The 18,719-nt window shown below is 38.7% G+C and carries 32 protein-coding genes; all 32 read right to left on the bottom strand.

Features of this window, described 5'->3' with window-relative positions:
- Positions 1 to 111: 111 nt before the first annotated feature.
- The gene (rplQ, locus tag ABEY15_RS22130; protein ID WP_056467487.1) at positions 112 to 474 is read right to left on the bottom strand and encodes a 50S ribosomal protein L17; all 363 of its coding nucleotides are present in this window, start codon (positions 472 to 474) and stop codon (positions 112 to 114) included.
- An 84-nt stretch (positions 475 to 558) separates the two neighbouring features.
- Positions 559 to 1,503 (bottom strand): DNA-directed RNA polymerase subunit alpha, encoded by a 945-nt coding sequence (locus ABEY15_RS22125; RefSeq protein ID WP_056467484.1) that lies wholly within the window; start codon positions 1,501 to 1,503, stop codon positions 559 to 561.
- A gap of 166 nt (positions 1,504 to 1,669) precedes the next feature.
- Positions 1,670 to 2,059: a 30S ribosomal protein S11 gene (gene rpsK, locus ABEY15_RS22120; protein WP_056467481.1), complete on the bottom strand. Its 390-nt coding sequence runs from the start codon at positions 2,057 to 2,059 to the stop codon at positions 1,670 to 1,672.
- Positions 2,060 to 2,088: 29 nt separating this feature from the next.
- Positions 2,089 to 2,454 carry a 30S ribosomal protein S13 gene (rpsM, locus tag ABEY15_RS22115; RefSeq protein WP_056467478.1) on the bottom strand — a complete coding sequence of 122 codons (366 nt, stop codon included), beginning with the start codon at positions 2,452 to 2,454 and terminating at the stop codon, positions 2,089 to 2,091.
- Between the two features lie 21 nt (positions 2,455 to 2,475).
- A complete protein-coding gene (gene rpmJ / locus ABEY15_RS22110) occupies positions 2,476 to 2,589 on the bottom strand; it encodes a 50S ribosomal protein L36 (protein ID WP_000868344.1) in 114 nt (37 codons plus the stop codon).
- 38 nt (positions 2,590 to 2,627) lie between these two features.
- The gene (gene infA, locus ABEY15_RS22105) at positions 2,628 to 2,846 is read right to left on the bottom strand and encodes a translation initiation factor IF-1 (protein ID WP_056467475.1); all 219 of its coding nucleotides are present in this window, start codon (positions 2,844 to 2,846) and stop codon (positions 2,628 to 2,630) included.
- A gap of 227 nt (positions 2,847 to 3,073) precedes the next feature.
- A complete protein-coding gene (locus tag ABEY15_RS22100; RefSeq protein ID WP_429892167.1) occupies positions 3,074 to 3,724 on the bottom strand; it encodes an adenylate kinase in 651 nt (216 codons plus the stop codon).
- 49 nt (positions 3,725 to 3,773) lie between these two features.
- Entirely contained in the window at positions 3,774 to 5,081 is a 1,308-nt protein-coding gene (secY, locus tag ABEY15_RS22095; RefSeq protein ID WP_429892166.1) for a preprotein translocase subunit SecY, read from the bottom strand.
- 1 nt (position 5,082) lies between these two features.
- Positions 5,083 to 5,523, bottom strand: coding sequence for a 50S ribosomal protein L15 (rplO, locus tag ABEY15_RS22090; protein WP_056467467.1), 441 nt, complete (start codon positions 5,521 to 5,523; stop codon positions 5,083 to 5,085).
- Positions 5,524 to 5,553: 30 nt separating this feature from the next.
- A complete protein-coding gene (rpmD, locus tag ABEY15_RS22085; RefSeq protein ID WP_056467464.1) occupies positions 5,554 to 5,736 on the bottom strand; it encodes a 50S ribosomal protein L30 in 183 nt (60 codons plus the stop codon).
- Between the two features lie 15 nt (positions 5,737 to 5,751).
- Positions 5,752 to 6,252: a 30S ribosomal protein S5 gene (gene rpsE, locus ABEY15_RS22080; RefSeq protein WP_056467462.1), complete on the bottom strand. Its 501-nt coding sequence runs from the start codon at positions 6,250 to 6,252 to the stop codon at positions 5,752 to 5,754.
- A gap of 20 nt (positions 6,253 to 6,272) precedes the next feature.
- Positions 6,273 to 6,635 (bottom strand): 50S ribosomal protein L18, encoded by a 363-nt coding sequence (rplR, locus tag ABEY15_RS22075; protein ID WP_429892165.1) that lies wholly within the window; start codon positions 6,633 to 6,635, stop codon positions 6,273 to 6,275.
- Between the two features lie 33 nt (positions 6,636 to 6,668).
- Positions 6,669 to 7,205 (bottom strand): 50S ribosomal protein L6, encoded by a 537-nt coding sequence (rplF, locus tag ABEY15_RS22070; protein WP_069033614.1) that lies wholly within the window; start codon positions 7,203 to 7,205, stop codon positions 6,669 to 6,671.
- Between the two features lie 30 nt (positions 7,206 to 7,235).
- On the bottom strand, positions 7,236 to 7,634 hold the full coding sequence (gene rpsH / locus ABEY15_RS22065; protein WP_056467453.1) for a 30S ribosomal protein S8: 399 nt from the start codon (positions 7,632 to 7,634) through the stop codon (positions 7,236 to 7,238).
- A 33-nt stretch (positions 7,635 to 7,667) separates the two neighbouring features.
- Positions 7,668 to 7,853 carry a type Z 30S ribosomal protein S14 gene (locus ABEY15_RS22060; RefSeq protein WP_056467450.1) on the bottom strand — a complete coding sequence of 62 codons (186 nt, stop codon included), beginning with the start codon at positions 7,851 to 7,853 and terminating at the stop codon, positions 7,668 to 7,670.
- Between the two features lie 34 nt (positions 7,854 to 7,887).
- Complete coding sequence (gene rplE / locus ABEY15_RS22055) at positions 7,888 to 8,427, bottom strand: 50S ribosomal protein L5 (protein WP_069033613.1); 540 nt, start codon at positions 8,425 to 8,427, stop codon at positions 7,888 to 7,890.
- 28 nt (positions 8,428 to 8,455) lie between these two features.
- Complete coding sequence (gene rplX / locus ABEY15_RS22050; RefSeq protein ID WP_056467443.1) at positions 8,456 to 8,767, bottom strand: 50S ribosomal protein L24; 312 nt, start codon at positions 8,765 to 8,767, stop codon at positions 8,456 to 8,458.
- A 56-nt stretch (positions 8,768 to 8,823) separates the two neighbouring features.
- The gene (gene rplN, locus ABEY15_RS22045; RefSeq protein ID WP_056467440.1) at positions 8,824 to 9,192 is read right to left on the bottom strand and encodes a 50S ribosomal protein L14; all 369 of its coding nucleotides are present in this window, start codon (positions 9,190 to 9,192) and stop codon (positions 8,824 to 8,826) included.
- Positions 9,193 to 9,238: 46 nt separating this feature from the next.
- Positions 9,239 to 9,502 (bottom strand): 30S ribosomal protein S17, encoded by a 264-nt coding sequence (gene rpsQ / locus ABEY15_RS22040; protein ID WP_056467437.1) that lies wholly within the window; start codon positions 9,500 to 9,502, stop codon positions 9,239 to 9,241.
- 21 nt (positions 9,503 to 9,523) lie between these two features.
- On the bottom strand, positions 9,524 to 9,724 hold the full coding sequence (gene rpmC / locus ABEY15_RS22035) for a 50S ribosomal protein L29 (protein WP_056467434.1): 201 nt from the start codon (positions 9,722 to 9,724) through the stop codon (positions 9,524 to 9,526).
- Entirely contained in the window at positions 9,714 to 10,148 is a 435-nt protein-coding gene (gene rplP, locus ABEY15_RS22030) for a 50S ribosomal protein L16 (RefSeq protein ID WP_069033611.1), read from the bottom strand. The genes rpmC and rplP overlap by 11 nt, the downstream gene beginning before the upstream one ends.
- A 2-nt stretch (positions 10,149 to 10,150) precedes the next feature.
- The gene (gene rpsC, locus ABEY15_RS22025) at positions 10,151 to 10,810 is read right to left on the bottom strand and encodes a 30S ribosomal protein S3 (RefSeq protein WP_056467428.1); all 660 of its coding nucleotides are present in this window, start codon (positions 10,808 to 10,810) and stop codon (positions 10,151 to 10,153) included.
- A 3-nt stretch (positions 10,811 to 10,813) separates the two neighbouring features.
- Positions 10,814 to 11,155 carry a 50S ribosomal protein L22 gene (rplV, locus tag ABEY15_RS22020; protein WP_056467425.1) on the bottom strand — a complete coding sequence of 114 codons (342 nt, stop codon included), beginning with the start codon at positions 11,153 to 11,155 and terminating at the stop codon, positions 10,814 to 10,816.
- A 17-nt stretch (positions 11,156 to 11,172) separates the two neighbouring features.
- Positions 11,173 to 11,451: a 30S ribosomal protein S19 gene (gene rpsS, locus ABEY15_RS22015; protein ID WP_069033610.1), complete on the bottom strand. Its 279-nt coding sequence runs from the start codon at positions 11,449 to 11,451 to the stop codon at positions 11,173 to 11,175.
- Positions 11,452 to 11,508: 57 nt separating this feature from the next.
- On the bottom strand, positions 11,509 to 12,339 hold the full coding sequence (gene rplB, locus ABEY15_RS22010; protein WP_056467419.1) for a 50S ribosomal protein L2: 831 nt from the start codon (positions 12,337 to 12,339) through the stop codon (positions 11,509 to 11,511).
- Positions 12,340 to 12,370: 31 nt separating this feature from the next.
- Positions 12,371 to 12,661: a 50S ribosomal protein L23 gene (gene rplW / locus ABEY15_RS22005; protein ID WP_056467416.1), complete on the bottom strand. Its 291-nt coding sequence runs from the start codon at positions 12,659 to 12,661 to the stop codon at positions 12,371 to 12,373.
- Entirely contained in the window at positions 12,661 to 13,284 is a 624-nt protein-coding gene (rplD, locus tag ABEY15_RS22000; RefSeq protein ID WP_056467413.1) for a 50S ribosomal protein L4, read from the bottom strand. The genes rplW and rplD overlap by 1 nt, the downstream gene beginning before the upstream one ends.
- Positions 13,285 to 13,311: 27 nt before the next feature.
- Entirely contained in the window at positions 13,312 to 13,941 is a 630-nt protein-coding gene (rplC, locus tag ABEY15_RS21995) for a 50S ribosomal protein L3 (RefSeq protein WP_056467410.1), read from the bottom strand.
- Positions 13,942 to 13,974: 33 nt separating this feature from the next.
- Positions 13,975 to 14,283: a 30S ribosomal protein S10 gene (rpsJ, locus tag ABEY15_RS21990; RefSeq protein WP_056467407.1), complete on the bottom strand. Its 309-nt coding sequence runs from the start codon at positions 14,281 to 14,283 to the stop codon at positions 13,975 to 13,977.
- Between the two features lie 337 nt (positions 14,284 to 14,620).
- Complete coding sequence (tuf, locus tag ABEY15_RS21985; RefSeq protein WP_097978201.1) at positions 14,621 to 15,808, bottom strand: elongation factor Tu; 1,188 nt, start codon at positions 15,806 to 15,808, stop codon at positions 14,621 to 14,623.
- A gap of 124 nt (positions 15,809 to 15,932) precedes the next feature.
- Positions 15,933 to 18,011, bottom strand: a complete 2,079-nt coding sequence (gene fusA, locus ABEY15_RS21980; RefSeq protein ID WP_069033608.1) for an elongation factor G — start codon at positions 18,009 to 18,011, stop codon at positions 15,933 to 15,935.
- Positions 18,012 to 18,246: 235 nt separating this feature from the next.
- Positions 18,247 to 18,717: a 30S ribosomal protein S7 gene (gene rpsG / locus ABEY15_RS21975; RefSeq protein ID WP_056467395.1), complete on the bottom strand. Its 471-nt coding sequence runs from the start codon at positions 18,715 to 18,717 to the stop codon at positions 18,247 to 18,249.
- Positions 18,718 to 18,719 lie beyond the last annotated feature (2 nt).

The raw sequence follows: 18,719 nt of genomic DNA, 5'->3' as shown, positions 1-18,719 counted from the left end.
GTTCACCTATAATTTCTCATTGTTTATAGATATATAATAGTCTAAAAGTAAACAGAAAAAAAGGGCAACGACATGTTTACAAGAAACGTCGAGCCCTTTTGTATTCGAATATTAAACTAATTCGATAACAACCATTGGTGCTGCGTCTCCGCGACGAGGACCAATTTTTGCGATACGAGTGTATCCACCTTGGCGCTCAGTGTAACGAGGAGCGATGTCAGCAAATAATTTTTGTAAAGCGTCTTGACCATTTTCAGCGTTAGCAACTTCATTACGGATGTAAGCAGCAGCTAGACGACGAGCGTGTAAGTCTCCACGTTTACCTAATGTAATCATTTTTTCAACAACTGAACGTAACTCCTTCGCACGAGTTTCAGTTGTTTGAATACGTTCGTTGATAATTAAATCAGTAGCTAAGTCACGTAACATAGCTTTACGTTGTGAGCTAGTACGTCCTAATTTTCTGTATCCCATTTCTAGTTCCCTCCTTTGTAAGTAGTATCAAAATTGGGTCATATAGACATGAAGAGAACGCCTCTCCCTTTATAGAAGCTACAATCAGTCTTCTTTACGTAGGCCAAGACCTAACTCTTCTAACTTATGTTTTACTTCTTCTAAAGACTTACGACCTAAGTTACGTACTTTCATCATGTCTTCTTCTGTCTTATTCGCAAGCTCTTGTACAGTATTAATACCAGCTCGCTTTAAGCAGTTATATGAACGAACAGAAAGATCAAGTTCTTCAATCGTCATTTCAAGGACTTTATCTTTTTGATCTTCTTCTTTTTCGACCATGATTTCTGCATTTTTAGCTTCGTCAGTTAAACCTACAAAAATGTTTAAGTGTTCAGTAAGAATTTTTGAACCAAGTGCGATCGCATCCTTTGGTCCAATACTTCCGTCAGTCCAAACATCAAGTGTTAACTTATCGAAATTTGAAACCTGTCCCACACGTGTATTTTCAACTTGGTATGTGACACGAGACACTGGAGTGTAAATCGAGTCGATAGGAATAACACCTATTGCTTGATCCTCTCTTTTGTTACCATCTGCAGGGATGTATCCACGTCCACGTCTAGCAGTTAGACGCATACGTAAATGAGCATCTTTAGCAAGAGTTGCAATATGAAGATCTGGATTTAGAACTTCAACATCGCTATCATGCGTAATATCGGCTGCAGTAATTGGCCCTTCACCGCGCACATCAATTTCTAATGTTTTTTCTTCATCTGAATAAATTTTCAGAGCAAGCTTTTTAACATTAAGGATAATTGTTGTAACGTCTTCTACAACACCTTCAACTGTAGAGAACTCATGTAACACGCCATCAATTTGAATAGCAGTTACAGCGGCACCAGGAAGTGAGGATAAAAGGATACGACGTAAGGAGTTACCTAGCGTTGTACCATATCCACGCTCAAGTGGTTCAATAACGAATTTACCATATTTGGAATCGTCACTGATCTCAACCGTTTCGATTTTCGGCTTTTCGATTTCAATCATTTTTTAAACCCTCCTTCAAAACGTCGAAACCCTCGGTTAGACCATGCTAACCGAAAGTCCCTATTAGGCAGTTCCTAATTGTGCACAACAAGAGATGTCTGTTAATATTTGCCAAACATATATCATAATCCATTATAGACAATTTTTGAAAATTTATACAGACAAATTATACACGACGACGTTTTGGTGGACGGCATCCGTTATGTGGAACTGGAGTAACGTCTCTGATAGCAGTTACTTCAAGACCAGCAGCTTGAAGAGCACGGATAGCAGCCTCACGACCAGCACCCGGACCTTTAACAGTTACGTCAAGAGTTTTTAAACCGTGTTCCATAGAAGCTTTAGCAGCAGTTTCAGCAGCCATTTGTGCAGCGAATGGAGTAGATTTACGAGATCCTTTGAAACCTAATGATCCAGCGCTTGACCATGAAATTGCGTTACCATGAACATCAGTGATTGTTACGATTGTGTTATTGAAAGTTGAACGAATATGAGCTGTACCAGCTTCAATATTCTTTTTCACACGACGTTTACGTACATTTGTTTTACGTGCCATGTTGAATACCCTCCTTTACTTAAAAAATATTATTTCTTTTTGTTCGCTACTGTACGGCGTGGGCCTTTACGAGTACGAGCATTATTTTTAGTGTTTTGACCACGAACAGGTAAGCTACGACGGTGGCGAATACCACGATATGAACCAATTTCGATTAGACGTTTAATGTTTAAAGAAACTTCACGACGAAGATCCCCTTCAACTTTCAACTTATCGATTAATTCACGAATTTTACCTAATTCTTCTTCTGTTAAATCACGTACACGAGTGTCTTCTGAAATACCAGCTTCAGCTAAGATTTTTTCAGAAGTTGCACGACCGATTCCGTATACATAAGTTAAAGAAACAACCACGCGTTTGTCGCGAGGAATATCTACACCAGCAATACGAGCCATTCTAGTGCACCTCCTTCTATATTAACCTTGTTTTTGTTTATGTTTTGGATTTTCACAAATTACCATTACTTTACCACGTCTGCGGATAACTTTACATTTTTCACAGATTGGTTTTACTGATGGTCTCACTTTCATGATTTCAACCTCCTTGTAGATTACGGAGTGCATATTTATTATTTAAAACGGTACGTAATACGGCCACGAGTTAAATCATATGGAGATAGTTCTACAGTAACCTTGTCACCTGGAAGAATACGAATGAAGTTCATACGAATTTTACCAGAAACGTGTGCAAGAACGACATGACCATTTTCCAATTCAACCTTGAACATCGCATTCGGAAGTGTTTCCGTAACGGTACCTTCAATTTCAATTACATCATCTTTCGCCATTAGGGCATTCTCCTTTCTTCAAATCAGTAGCTTGCTTGTAGGCAAACATACGCTTAGGAACATTAAGCCAAAGTGCTCTGATATGTTGGAGATTTATTGGCCTACAAAAGACCTAAATTATATCAATCGTTCCAAGCAAAGCCATGTTTAAGCTTTTATAACAGTATCAGTTTTGACGAAACAACAATACGTCATACACAAGGAACGACGATCTTATCGTTCAATTATTAAACTAACTCTTTTAAAAGATTATCAATGTCATTGAAAACATTGCTAATCTCTTGTTCACCTTCAATTGTTTTTACATAACCAAGATTATTGTAGAAATCAAGTAGAGGCTGAGTTTGTTTGATATTTACTTCAAGGCGATTTGCAACTGTTTCTTCATTATCATCCGCACGTTGATAAAGTTCTCCGCCACATTTAGGGCAAACACCCTCTTCAACAGGTGGATTGAAAATTAAATGATAAGTTGCTCCACACTCTTTGCAAATACGACGACCTGTTAAACGTTCAATTAAAAGTTGTTGGTCTACATGAATGTTTAACACGAAGTCAATTTTACGATTCATTACTTTCAAAGTCTCTTCTAGTGCTTCAGCCTGCGCAACTGTTCTAGGAAAACCATCCAGTAAAAAACCATTTTGGCAATCATCTTTTGCTAATCGTTCACGTACAATACCAATTGTTACCTCATCAGGAACAAGATGACCTTGATCCATAAACGATTTTGCTTGAAGACCTAGTTCAGTGCCGTCTTTAATCGCTGCACGGAACATATCACCAGTAGATATATGAGGAATGCCGTATTTTTCGACAATTTTCTCAGCTTGTGTGCCTTTGCCTGCACCAGGAAGCCCCATAAGAATTAAATTCATGGTTAATCCTCCTCAAAATTAGGTGAGCAATAGGGAATTATGCATTTCCCTATGCTCGTTCTTTAATAAAGCCTTTGTAGTTTCTCTTAACAAGCTGACTTTCTAATTGTTTCATTGTTTCAAGCGCAACGCCGACTACGATTAGTAAACTTGTTCCTCCAATTTGAGCTGAAGGTGGTAAGTTCGCAATTTTACCAAATACGATTGGTAATAAAGCGATGACAGCTAAGAAAATTGCTCCTACGAAAGTTAAACGATATAAGACTTTAATGATATATTCTTGAGTGCTCTTACCTGGGCGAATACCCGGGATGTAGCCACCTTGCTTCTGAAGATTTTCAGCCATTTGCTCTGGATTTGCCTGAACAAAAGTATAAAAATATGTGAATGCAATGATCAAGATTAAATAAAATGCCATTCCCCATGGATTGTTATACGTAAAATGCGTTTTAATCCATTCAGTCACATTGTTACTTGGTAAGAACGATGCAATTGTTGAAGGAGTAATTAAAAATGAAACAGCGAAGATTACCGGAATAACCCCAGCGCCATTTACTTTTAATGGCAAGTGAGTAGATTGTCCTCCGACATAGCTATTATTACCATTGTTACGTTTAGCATATTGAATTGGAATTTTACGATTAGCTTGTTGAATGTAAATTACAGAAACAATTACTAATAGTAAAACTAAAAACACTATGCCAACCTTAACGATGTTCATGAATAGCGCATCTCCAGCATTTTGAAATTGTTGCTGATAGACTTGGTGAAGTGTATTAGGAATAGCAGCAACTATACCGCCAAAGATGATAACTGAAATACCGTTCCCTACACCTTTAGCAGTAATCTGCTCACCTAACCACAATAAGAAAGATGTTCCAGCTGTTAGTACAATTGCTATATAAAGATAGGTTGACCAACCTGGATTTTCAATTAACATTCCGCCAGTAACATTGTTCATACTGATTGATAATCCAATTGCTTCTACAAAACCTAGAATAATTGTGATGTATCTAGTCAGTTGAGTCAATTTACGTCGACCAATCTCACCTTGCTTCGACCATTCAGTTAACTTCGGAACAACGTCCATTTGAAGTAACTGAATAATGATTGAAGCAGTAATGTACGGCATTATACCCATTGCAAAAATCGAGAACTGTTTAAGAGCTCCTCCACCGAATGTATTTAGCACACCGAAAATACTCGTTGCACTATCTTGAGATGCTAATACATCAGCGTTGACGTTTGGAACAGGTATAAACGTTCCAATACGAAATACAATTAACATTAATAACGTAAAGAATATTTTTTTTCTAATATCTGCAATGCGCATAAAGTTGGAGATTGTCCGGAACATTTTAGATCACCTCAGCATTTCCACCAGCTGCTTCGATTGCCTCTACCGCAGAAGATGAGAACTTGTGAGCTTTAACAGTAAGTTTAACTTCTAACTTACCTTTACCTAAAATCTTAATACCAGCTAATTCTTTACGAACGATACCAGTTTCGATCAGTAACTCAGGAGTTACTTCAGTTCCGTTTTCGAAGCGATTTAACGTTTCAACATTAACGATTGCGTAATCTTTACGGTTGATGTTAGTGAAACCACGTTTTGGTAAACGACGGAATAAAGGAGTTTGACCACCTTCAAATCCAAGACGAACACCGCCACCTGAACGAGCGTTTTGTCCTTTATGACCTTTACCAGCAGTTTTACCAGTACCTGAACCAATACCACGACCGATACGTTTAGATACTTTACGAGAACCTTCTGTAGGTTTTAATTCATGAAGTTTCATTAGGGCACCTCCTTACTTATTCATGTTCAATTAAATTTCTTTTACAGATACAAGGTGAGAAACTTTGTTAATCATCCCACGCATTGCAGCGTTATCTTGTTTAACAACAGTTTGGTTTGTTTTAGTAATACCTAAAGCACGAACTGTTGCGATTTGATCTTGTTTACGACCAATTACACTGCGAGTAAGGGTAATTTCTAACTGTTTAGCCATCGTTATCCCTCCTTATTAACCTAGTAATTCTTCTACAGATTTACCACGTAGTTTTGCAACTTCATCCGCACGTTTTAAGTTACTTAAACCTTCGATAGTAGCACGTACAATGTTTACTGGTGTGTTAGAACCAAGAGATTTAGATAAAATATCATGTACCCCAGCAAGTTCTAATACCGCACGAACAGGACCTCCAGCGATAACTCCAGTACCTTCAGAAGCAGGTTTTAAGAATACTTCACCAGCTCCAAAACGACCAGTAATTACGTGAGGAATTGTAGTTCCAACGATTGGTACGTTAATTAGGTTTTTCTTAGCATCTTCAACAGCTTTACGAATAGCATCAGGTACTTCTTGAGCTTTACCAGTACCAAAACCTACATGACCGTTTTTGTCACCAACAACTACTAATGCTGCAAAGCGGAAACGACGTCCACCTTTTACAACTTTAGCAACACGGTTGATCGTAACTAAGCGTTCTTCAAGCTCTAATTTATTAGGATCAATGCGACGCATGTATGTCCCTCCTTCTTTTATTAAAATTGTAAACCAGCTTCACGAGCAGCTTCAGCTAAAGCTTTTACGCGACCATGATATAAGTAACCACCGCGGTCGAATACAACTACAGAAACACCATTTTCAGTAGCGCGTTTTGCAACTAAACTACCAACTAATGTTGCTGCTTCGATATTGCCAGTACCATTTAAAGTTAATTCTTTATCTAAAGTTGATGCACTTGCTAATGTTACACCATTAACATCATCAATGATTTGAGCATAGATATGGTTGTTTGAACGGTAAACGTTTAAACGTGGACGTTCTTGAGTACCAGATAATTTAGTACGAACACGAGCATGTCTTTTTTTACGTACTGCATTTTTATCAGCCTTAAAGATCATCTTGGTCACTCCTTTCTCTTATCTAGTTATAGATTACTTCGCAGTTTTACCTTCTTTACGACGAACCATTTCGCCTTCGTAACGAATACCTTTGCCTTTGTAAGGCTCTGGTGGACGTACTTGACGGATGTAAGCAGCAAGTGCGCCTACACGTTCTTTGTCGATACCTTTAATACTGATTTTAGTATTTGAAGGTACTTCGATTTCAACACCATTTTCAGGAGTGATCTCAACTGGGTGAGAATAACCAACAGCTAGAACAAGTTTGTCACCTGTTTTAGTTGCACGGTAACCTACCCCAACTAACTCAAGGTTACGAGTATAACCATTAGTTACACCTTCAACCATGTTACCTAAGATAGCACGAGTTGTACCATGAAGAGCACGGTGCTCTTTGTTATCAGTTGGACGTGCAACTGATAATACGTTCTCGTTAACTTCGATTGTCATATCAGGGCTAAAAGTACGAGTTAACTCACCTTTAGGTCCTTTTACTGTAATAGTATTGTTGTTATTAGTAAGAGTAACTCCAGCAGGAATTACAAGTTCTTTTTTACCAACACGAGACATTCACTACACCTCCATTCTCTCTGTGTTATATTACCAAACGTATGCTAAGATTTCGCCACCAGTTTTTGCTTGACGAGCTTCTTTATCTGTCATTACACCTTTAGATGTTGATACAATAGCAACACCTAAACCGTTAAGTACGCGAGGTACTTCGTCAGCTTTCGCGTATACACGTAAGCCAGGCTTAGAAATTCTTTTTAATCCAGTGATAACACGTTCGTTGTTCACACCATATTTTAAGAAAATACGGATGATACCTTGTTTATCATCTTCAATGTACTCAACGTCACGGATGAAACCTTCACGTTTTAGAATTTCAGCAACTTCTTTCTTTAGGTTAGAACCTGGGAATTCTAATTTCTCGTGACGTACCATGTTCGCATTACGAATGCGAGTAAGCATATCTGCAATAGGATCTGTCATGACCATGTTCAGATAACCTCCTTCCTAATATCTATTGAATTACCAACTAGCTTTTTTAACGCCAGGGATTTGTCCTTTATAAGCAAGTTCACGGAAACAAATACGGCAAAGTTTAAATTTACGTAATACTGAGTGTGGACGTCCGCAACGTTCGCAACGTGTATACTCTTGTACTTTAAATTTCTGAGCACGTTTTTGTTTCGCAATCATTGATTTTTTAGCCACGTTTTCGCCTCCTCTTCTTTAGCGCTGGCTTTCATTATTTTTGAAAAGGCATTCCGAATAATGTTAGCATTTCACGAGCTTCTTCATCAGTATTTGCAGTAGTTACAATAACGATGTCCATACCACGTACTTTGTTTACTTTATCATAATCGATCTCTGGGAAGATTAATTGCTCTTTAACACCTAAAGTGTAGTTTCCACGGCCATCGAATGCTTTTTTAGAGATTCCACGGAAGTCACGTACACGAGGTAATGTTACAGATACTAATTTCTCAAAGAATTCGTACATACGCTCACCGCGTAATGTAACTTTAGCACCGATAGGCATTCCTTCACGAAGACGGAATTGTGCGATTGATTTTTTAGCTCTAGTTACAACAGGTTTTTGACCTGCGATTAAAGTTAATTCCTCAACAGCAGTATCTAATGCTTTTGAATTTGAAACAGCCTCACCAACACCCATGTTGATGACGATCTTTTCAATTTTTGGCACTTGCATAACTGATTTATAGTTAAACTTGCTCACTAGAGCAGGAGTGATTTCATTTTGATATTTCTCGACTAGGCGGTTCATTCAGTTGACCTCCTTTCATAAATTTCTATTATTTATCAAGTAATTCGCCTGATTTTTTTGCAATACGTACTTTTTTACCATCCACTAATTGGTAACCTACGCGTGTAGGTACTCCAGTTTTTGGATCTAATGCCATAACATTAGAAACATGGATTGGTGCTTCTTTCTCGATGATGCCACCTTGTGGGTTAGCTTGAGTAGGTTTTGAGTGTTTTTTAATGATGTTAACACCTTCAACTAGTACGCGGTTATTCTTTGGAAAAGCAGCAAGGATAACACCTTGTTTTCCTTTGTCTTTACCAGAGATAACTTGAACTTTATCACCTTTTTTTACATGCATCTTCTTCGTGCACCTCCTTAATAAGGCTTTCTGAAGTATTTATTAAAGTACATTAATTAAAGTACTTCTGGAGCTAATGATACGATTTTCATGAAGTTGCTATCACGTAATTCACGTGCAACTGGTCCGAAAATACGAGTACCACGTGGGCTCTTATCATCTTTAATGATAACAGCTGCGTTTTCATCAAATTTGATGTAAGTACCGTCTGGACGACGAACACCGCGTTTCGTACGAACGATAACGGCTTTAACTACATCACCTTTTTTAACAACGCCACCTGGTGTTGCTTGTTTTACTGTACATACGATGATATCACCGATGTTAGCAGTTTTACGGCCTGAACCACCTAATACTTTAATAGTAAGTAATTCACGTGCACCTGAATTGTCAGCAACTTTTAAACGAGTTTCTTGTTGGATCATGTCAAATTGACCTCCTTTCGGATTGAGAATAATATCCGATCATCTATTAGATAATAACAGCTTCTTCTACGATTTCAACTAAACGGAAACGTTTTGTAGCTGATAATGGACGAGTCTCCATGATTTTTACGATATCGCCAACTTTTGCAGTGTTTAGCTCATCGTGCGCTTTATATTTCTTAGAATATTTAACGCGTTTTCCGTATAGTTTATGTGTTTTATAAGTTTCAACTACAACAGTAATTGTCTTATCCATCTTATCAGAAACTACACGTCCTGTGTAAACTTTACGTTGGTTACGTTCGCTCACTGGGCAAACCTCCCCTCATTATTAATTATTAGAGTTAATTTCTCTTTCACGAACTACAGTTTTCATACGAGCAATTGCTTTACGAACCTCGCGGATACGAGCAGTGTTCTCTAATTGTCCTGTAGCTAATTGGAAACGAAGGTTGAATAACTCTTCTTTAAGAGATTTCACTTTTAATTCAATTTCAGCAGTGGTAAGATCGCGAATCTCATTAGTTTTCATTAGAATCACCACCATTGTCTTCACGTTTTACAAACTTACATTTAACTGGTAATTTGTGAGCTGCTAAGCGTAGTGCTTCACGAGCTACTTCTTCAGATACACCAGCGATTTCGAACATAATTTTTCCTGGTTTAACAACTGCTACCCAACCTTCAGGAGCACCTTTACCGCTACCCATACGAACCTCAAGAGGTTTAGCTGTGTAAGGTTTAGAAGGGAAGATTTTAATCCATACTTTACCGCCACGTTTCATGTAACGAGTCATTGCACGACGCGCTGCTTCAATTTGACGGTTAGTAATCCAAGAAGCTTCAGTAGATTGTAAACCGAATTCACCAAATGCTACTTCAGTACCACCTTTGGCACGTCCGCGCATTTTTCCACGATGCTCTCTTCTATATTTAACACGTTTAGGCATTAACATAATTAATTTCCTCCTTCCTCAGAAGCTTTCTTTTTTGTAGGAAGAACTTCACCTTTATAGATCCATACTTTTACGCCAAGTTTACCGTATGTTGTATCTGCTTCTGCAGTTGCATAGTCGATGTCTGCACGTAATGTATGAAGTGGCACTGTACCTTCGCTATATGATTCAGAACGAGCGATATCTGCTCCGCCAAGACGACCAGAAACTTGTGTTTTGATTCCTAATGCACCAGCACGCATAGCACGTTGAAGTACTTGCTTTTGAGCACGACGGAAAGAAACACGATTTTCTAATTGGCGAGCGATGTTTTCAGCTACTAATTTAGCATCAAGATCTGCTCTTTTAATTTCGATGATGTTGATATGAACACGTTTGCCAGTAAGGTTGTTTAAAGCTTTACGAAGAGCTTCAACTTCCGAACCACCTTTACCGATTACCATACCTGGTTTTGCAGTGTGAACAGTAATGTTTACACGGTTAGCAGCTCTTTCGATTTCTACTTTAGAAACAGCAGAATCTTTTAAACGAGTGCTGATGTACTCACGAATTTTGATGTCTTCATGTAAAAGATCAGCGTAATCTTTTTCAGCGTACCATTTAGATTCCCAATCTTTAATAATACCAACACGAAGTCCGACTGGATTTACCTTTTGTCCCATCGATTATCCCTCCTTCTTCTCTGATACCACGATTGTAATGTGGCTTGTGCGTTTGTTGATTGCGCTAGCACGTCCTTGTGCACGAGGGCGGAAACGTTTTAAAGTAGCACCTTCATCAACGAATACTTTTTCGATGTATAAGTTATTAACATCCATATCATAGTTATGCTCTGCGTTAGCAATAGCAGATTTTAATAATTTTTCTACAACAGGAGAAGCAGTTTTTGGTGTGTGTCGAAGGATTGCGATCGCTTCGCCAACTTGTTTACCTCGGATTAAATCGACTACTAGACGAACTTTACGAGGAGCGATACGAACTGTTCTCAGTACAGCTTTAGCTTGCATTGGAGTGCCTCCTCTCATTATCTTCTAGTTTTCTTGTCATCCGCATCGTGACCTTTATAAGTACGAGTTGGAGCAAATTCACCAAGTTTGTGACCTACCATATCTTCCGATACATATACAGGTACGTGTTTACGACCATCGTATACTGCAATAGTATGTCCGATAAATTGTGGGAAAATAGTCGAACGACGTGACCAAGTTTTAACAACTTGCTTAGAGTCAGTTTCGTTTAATTTCTCAACTTTAGCTAATAAGTGATCATCAATAAATGGACCTTTTTTTAGGCTGCGTCCCATTGTGGTACCTCCCTTCGTGATTGACCTACGGTTCTAGTGAACCGTAGCACAATCGCGTTATTTTTTACGACGACGAACGATAAACTTGTCTGACGCTTTGTTTTTCTTACGAGTTTTGTAACCAAGAGTTGGTTTACCCCATGGAGACATTGGTGATTTACGTCCGATTGGAGAGCGTCCTTCACCACCACCGTGTGGGTGATCAACTGGGTTCATTACAGATCCACGTACAGTTGGGCGTTTACCCATCCAACGAGAACGACCTGCTTTACCGATGTTAATAAGTTCGTGATGTTCGTTACCAACTTGACCTACTGTCGCGCGGCAAGTTGCTAAAATCATACGTACTTCACCAGAATTTAATCGAACTAGTACATAACGGTCTTCTTTACCTAATACTTGAGCAGAAGTACCAGCTGAACGTACTAATTGTCCTCCACGACCTGGTTTTAACTCGATGTTGTGGATTGTTGTACCTACTGGAATGTTTACAAGTGGTAAAGCGTTACCTACTTTAATATCTGCTTCAGGACCTGAAACGATTTCCATTCCTACTACTAAGTTTTTAGGAGCTAGGATGTAACGTTTTTCTCCATCAGCGTAGTTAATTAACGCAATGTTTGCAGAACGGTTTGGATCGTACTCGATTGTAGCAACGCGTCCTGGTATACCATCTTTATCTCGTTTGAAATCGATGATACGGTATTGACGTTTGTGTCCACCACCTTGGTGACGAACAGTAATTTTACCTTGGTTATTACGGCCAGCTTTTTTGCTAAGTGGAGCTAATAATGATTTTTCTGGTTTGTCAGTAGTGATCTCAGCAAAATCATTAGTAGTCATACCACGGCGACCGTTAGTGGTTGGTTTATACTTTTTGATTCCCATCGTAATTTCCCTCCTTTTCTAGTAGTTAGTATTAAACGCCTTCGAATAATGTAATTTCTTGGCTATCAGCAGTTAATTTAACGATTGCTTTTCTACGACGGTTTGTGTAACCAGCATGTTTACCCATACGTTTAAACTTACCTTTGTAGTTCATTACGTTAACTTTTTCTACTTTAACACCGAAGATTGCTTCAACAGCATCTTTAACTTCAGTTTTATTAGCTCTTACATCTACTTCAAAAGTGTATTTTTTTTCAGCGATTGCTTCCATAGAAGCTTCAGTGATAACTGGGCGTTTGATAATATCACGAGGATCCTTCATTACGCAAGCACCTCCTCTACTTTTTCCACCGCAGCTTTAGTCATGATTAATGTATCATGATGTAAAACGTCGATTACGTTTACTTCATTTGCTGCAAGAACTGTGATTCCAGGGATATTGCGAGCAGATAAAGCTACGTTTTCATTTAAGTCAGCTGTTACGATTAAAACTTTCTTAGCAACTGATAAGCCAGTTAAAACAGTAACCATATCTTTTGTTTTTGGTGCGTTTAACGCTAAATCTTCAAGAACTAGCATGCTTTGTTCTAATACTTTAGTAGATAAAGCAGATTTAATCGCTAAGCGACGTACCTTTTTAGGTAATTTATAAGAGTATGATCTTGGAGCTGGACCGAATACGATACCACCACCACGCCATTGTGGAGAACGGATTGAACCTTGACGAGCACGGCCAGTTCCTTTTTGTCTCCATGGTTTACGACCACCACCACGTACTTCAGAACGTGTTTTAACTTTGTGAGTACCTTGACGTAAAGATGCACGTTGCATCATTACAGCATCAAATAAAGCATGTTCGTTTGGAGCAATTCCGAATACAGCATCAGCTAATTCGATTTCTCCTACTTGAGCACCTGTTTGATTAAACATAGTAACTTTAGGCATTTTATTTCCTCCTTTCTTCTAAATTAATTATTTAGATTTAACCGCAGTACGGATTGTTACGTAAGATTTTTTAGAACCTGGTACATTACCTTTTACTAAAAGTAAGTTACGTTCAACGTCAACTTTAACGATTTGTAGGTTTTGTACAGTTACTTTTTCTCCACCCATTTGACCAGGTAAAGCTTTGTTTTTGAATACACGGTTCGGAGCAACAGGACCCATTGAACCTGGACGACGGTGGTAACGAGAACCGTGAGACATTGGTCCACGAGATTGTCCGTGGCGCTTAATGCTACCTTGGAATCCTTTACCTTTTGAAGTTCCAGTTACATCAACGATGTCACCATTTGCAAAAATATCTACTTTGACTTCTTGACCAACTTCATAAGCTGATACGTCAGCGTTGCGAAGTTCACGAACGAAGCGCTTAGGTGCAGTGTTTGCCTTAGCAGAGTGCCCTTTTTCTGGTTTGTTAGCTAATTTTTCACGTTTGTCAGCGAAACCGATTTGAATAGCTTCGTAGCCATCAGTTTCAGTAGTTTTCTTTTGTAAAACCACGTTTGGAGTAGCTTCGATTACAGTTACTGGAATTAACTCGCCGTTTTCAGCAAATACTTGTGTCATACCGATCTTTTTCCCTAAGATTCCTTTAGTCATAAGTCACACCTCCTGAATTTATATATAATTTTATTAAAGTTTGATTTCAATATCAACGCCAGATGGTAAATCTAGTCTCATTAATGAATCAACTGTTTGTGGAGTTGGATTCACGATATCGATTAAACGTTTGTGAGTGCGCATTTCGAATTGCTCACGAGAATCTTTGTATTTATGAACCGCACGAAGGATCGTGTAAACTGATTTCTCAGTTGGTAACGGAATCGGACCAGATACAGAAGCACCAGAACGTTTCGCTGTTTCAACGATTTTCTCTGCAGATTGATCTAAAATACGGTGATCATAAGCTTTTAAACGAATACGAATTTTTTCTTTTGCCATAATTTTCCCTCCTTTTTCGCCTATTTAAATAATAGACATACTCCGTGGAAATTTCCTTACACTCGCCATGGCAAAGCGGCCGGGTGTATCAGCAACCTTCCACTTCTACGCAGTCAAAGACCAACATCATCTATTATACATAAAAAATAATGCTATTGCAAGCACTTGTTATAAGTTTAATTAAATAATGTTCTCGTCGTCTTCAGTACTTAGTTATTATATTATCTTCAATTATTAAAATCAAGCAAGAATCGGTTTTAATGCATATTTTAAATATTTCCAATTTACTTATAAAAAAAAGCTTAGAAGAAAAGATCTTCTAAGCTTTTAAGTTTAATTATTCAACGATTGTAGCAACTACGCCAGCGCCTACAGTACGTCCACCCTCACGGATAGAGAACTTAGTTCCTTCTTCAACAGCGATTGCGTTGATTAACTCAACAGTCATTTCGATGTTGTCGCCAGGCATAACCATTTCAACGCCTTCTGGTAATTGGATGATTCCAGTTACGTCAGTTGTACGGAAATAGAATTGTGGACGGTAGTTAGCGAAGAATGGAGTGTGACGTCCACCTTCTTCTTTAGATAAAACGTAAACTTCAGCTTTGAACTTAGTGTGTTGTTTAACTGAACCTGGTTTAGCTAAAACTTGACCACGTTGGATATCGTCACGAGCAACCCCACGAAGAAGTGCACCGATGTTGTCTCCAGCTTCTGCTTGGTCAAGAAGTTTACGGAACATTTCAACACCTGTTACAGTAGTTGATTTTGGCTCTTCAACAAGACCAACGATTTCTACTACGTCACCAACTTTAACGATACCACGCTCAACACGACCAGTAGCAACTGTTCCACGACCAGTGATTGAGAATACATCCTCAACTGGCATTAAGAAAGGCTTGTCAGTTTCACGAGCTGGTGTTGGGATGTAAGTATCAACTTCAGCCATTAATTCATGAATTTTAGCTTCCCACTCAGCATCTCCTTCAAGAGCTTTAAGCGCAGAACCTTTGATTACTGGAATGTCATCGCCTGGGAAATCGTATTCTGATAATAGATCACGGATTTCCATTTCAACTAATTCAAGTAATTCTTCGTCGTCAACCATGTCACATTTGTTCATGAATACTACGATGTAAGGTACACCTACTTGACGAGATAAAAGAATGTGCTCACGAGTTTGAGGCATTGGACCATCAGCAGCAGATACTACTAAGATACCACCGTCCATTTGAGCAGCACCAGTGATCATGTTTTTAACATAGTCAGCGTGACCTGGGCAGTCAACGTGTGCATAGTGACGAGTTTCTGTTTCGTACTCAACGTGTGCAGTAGAGATTGTGATTCCACGTTCTCTTTCTTCTGGAGCACCATCGATTTGATCGTAAGCGCGAGCTTCAGCTCCACCTACTTTAGCTAATACTGTAGTAATAGCAGCAGTTAATGTAGTTTTACCATGGTCAACGTGTCCGATTGTACCAATGTTAACGTGTGGTTTTACACGTTCGAATTTAGCTTTACCCATTGTAAAAATCCTCCTTATAATTAAGAAAATTAATTTTAGTTTTGTTTTATTATTATGCCATAAAGGGGGAGTCCCCTTTATAGCTAACATAAATAGTTATACATGATGAGAACTAAATAATCAATTACTCACCTTTATATTTTTTGATAATCTCTTCAGAAATTGATTTTGGTACATCTTCGTAATGGTCAAATACCATTGAGAACGTTCCACGACCTTGTGTGTTAGAACGTAATGAAGTTGCATATCCAAACATTTCAGAAAGAGGAACCATTGCACGTACTACTTGAGCGTTACCGCGAGCTTCCATACCTTCAACGCGTCCACGACGAGAAGTAATATCACCCATGATATCTCCTAAGTATTCCTCAGGGATAACAACTTCTACTTTCATTAATGGTTCAAGTAGAACTGGGTTACATTTCTTAACAGCATTTTTAAGAGCTAATGAAGCAGCTACTTTAAACGCCATCTCGTTTGAGTCAACATCATGGTAAGATCCATCGAATAATTTCGCTTTAATGTCGATTAGTGGGAAACCAGCTAACACACCATTTTTAAGAGAATCTTCAAGACCTGCAGCTACAGCTGGGATGTATTCACGAGGAACAACACCACCAACGATTGCGTTTTCAAATTCGAAGCCTTTTCCTTCTTCGTTTGGTGAGAATTCAATCCAAACGTGTCCGAATTGTCCACGTCCACCTGATTGACGAACGAATTTACCTTCTACTTGTGCAGAAGAACGGAAAGTTTCACGGTATGCTACTTGAGGAGCACCAACGTTAGCTTCTACTTTGAATTCACGACGCATACGGTCAACGATGATATCAAGGTGAAGCTCACCCATACCAGCGATGATTACTTGACCAGTTTCTTGGTCAGTATGTGCACGGAAAGTTGGATCTTCTTCAGTTAATTTTACTAATGCTTGACCCATTTTATCTTGGTCAGCTTTAGATTTTGGCTCAATCGCAATTGAGATAACTGGATCAGGGAATTCCATAGACTCAAGAATTACTAAATTCTTTTCATCACATAAAGTATCACCAGTTGTAGTATCTTTAAGACCTACAGCTGCTGCGATATCCCCAGCGTATACTTTCGAAATCTCTTGACGAGAGTTAGCATGCATTTGTAGGATACGACCTACACGCTCACGCTTACCTTTTGTAGAGTTTTGAACGTATGAACCAGATTCTAACGTACCTGAGTATACTCGGAAGAACGTTAATTTACCAACATAAGGATCAGTCATGATTTTAAATGCTAATGCAGCGAAAGGCTCTTCATCACTTGAAGGAACGATTTTCTCTTCATCAGTATCAGGTAATGTTCCTTTGATAGCTGGTACATCTAGTGGAGATGGTAGGTAGTCAATTACTGCATCAAGCATTAATTGAACACCTTTGTTTTTGAAAGCAGAACCACAAACTACTGGGTAGAATTGTACTGAACATGTAGCTGTACGAATAGCAGCTTTTAATTCAGGAATTGTGATTTCTTCACCTTCAAGGTATTTCATCATTAATTCTTCATCTAGCTCAGCTACCGCTTCGATTAAACGACCACGGTACTCTTCAGCAAGTTCTTGATATTCTTCTGGAATTTCGATCGTTTCAATGTCAGTTCCTAAGTCATTATTGTACTTAATAGCTTTCATTTCAACTAGGTCAACAATACCCCAGAAGTTATCTTCAGCACCCATCGCTAATTGGATTGGGTGTGCGTTAGCTTGTAAACGGTCATGTAACGTACCTACAGAGTATAAGAAATCCGCGCCGATTTTATCCATTTTGTTAACGAATACTACACGTGGAACTCCGTAAGTAGTTGCTTGGCGCCAAACTGTTTCAGTTTGAGGCTCAACACCTGATTGAGCATCAAGTACTGCTACTGCGCCATCAAGTACACGTAGAGAACGTTCAACTTCTACAGTGAAGTCTACGTGACCTGGAGTATCAATGATATTTACACGGTGGTTATTCCACTGAGCTGTTGTAGCAGCAGATGTGATAGTGATACCACGCTCTTGCTCTTGCTCCATCCAGTCCATTTGTGAAGCTCCTTCATGAGTTTCACCAATTTTGTGAATACGACCTGTGTAATAAAGGATACGCTCTGTTGTTGTTGTTTTACCAGCATCAATATGAGCCATGATCCCGATATTACGAGTGTTATTTAAGGAGAACTCTCTAGTCATCAGGGTTCTTTCTCCCTTCCAGTATTAGTTAGGATTTTTTAGTACAAGAAAAAGTTATTCCTATACATACTTCATGTTATTAAGTTAAGCAAGCACTACAAGCAAGGAACTATTATGTCATCCTAAATTATGTAATCCGACGTTCACCTATTTAATCTAGCAAGCTAAATTAGAAATAGGTGAACGACTTAACCAACATTCATTATGTGCAGAAATAACTAAATTGCTTTTAATCTTACCAACGGTAGTGAGCAAACGCTTTGTTCGCTTCTGCCATTTTGTGTGTATCTTCACGTTTCTTAACTGCAGAACCTGAGTTGTTAGCTGCATCAAGAATTTCATTAGCTAAACGCTCTTCCATCGTTTTTTCTCCACGAAGACGAGCATAGTTAACTAACCAGCGAAGACCTAAAGTTGTACGGCGCTCAGGGCGAACCTCAACTGGTACTTGGTAGTTTGAACCACCAACACGACGAGCTCTAACTTCTAGAACTGGCATGATATTTTTAAGAGCTGCTTCGAATACTTCCATTGGTTCTTTACCAGAACGTTCTTGGATTAATTCAAATGCTCCGTATAAGATAGCTTGAGACTTTCCTCTTTTTCCGTCAATCATCATTTTGTTGATTAAACGAGAAACTAATTTTGAATTATAAAGTGGATCTGGCAATACATCTCTTTTTGCAACAGGACCTTTACGTGGCATGT

Origin of the sequence: Gottfriedia acidiceleris, assembly GCF_050457485.1 — a bacterium.
GTDB lineage: Bacteria > Bacillota > Bacilli > Bacillales > Bacillaceae_G > Gottfriedia > Gottfriedia acidiceleris_D.
The sequence above is the reverse complement of the archived record's forward strand: the minus strand, read 5'-3'. Positions and strand labels throughout refer to the sequence as shown.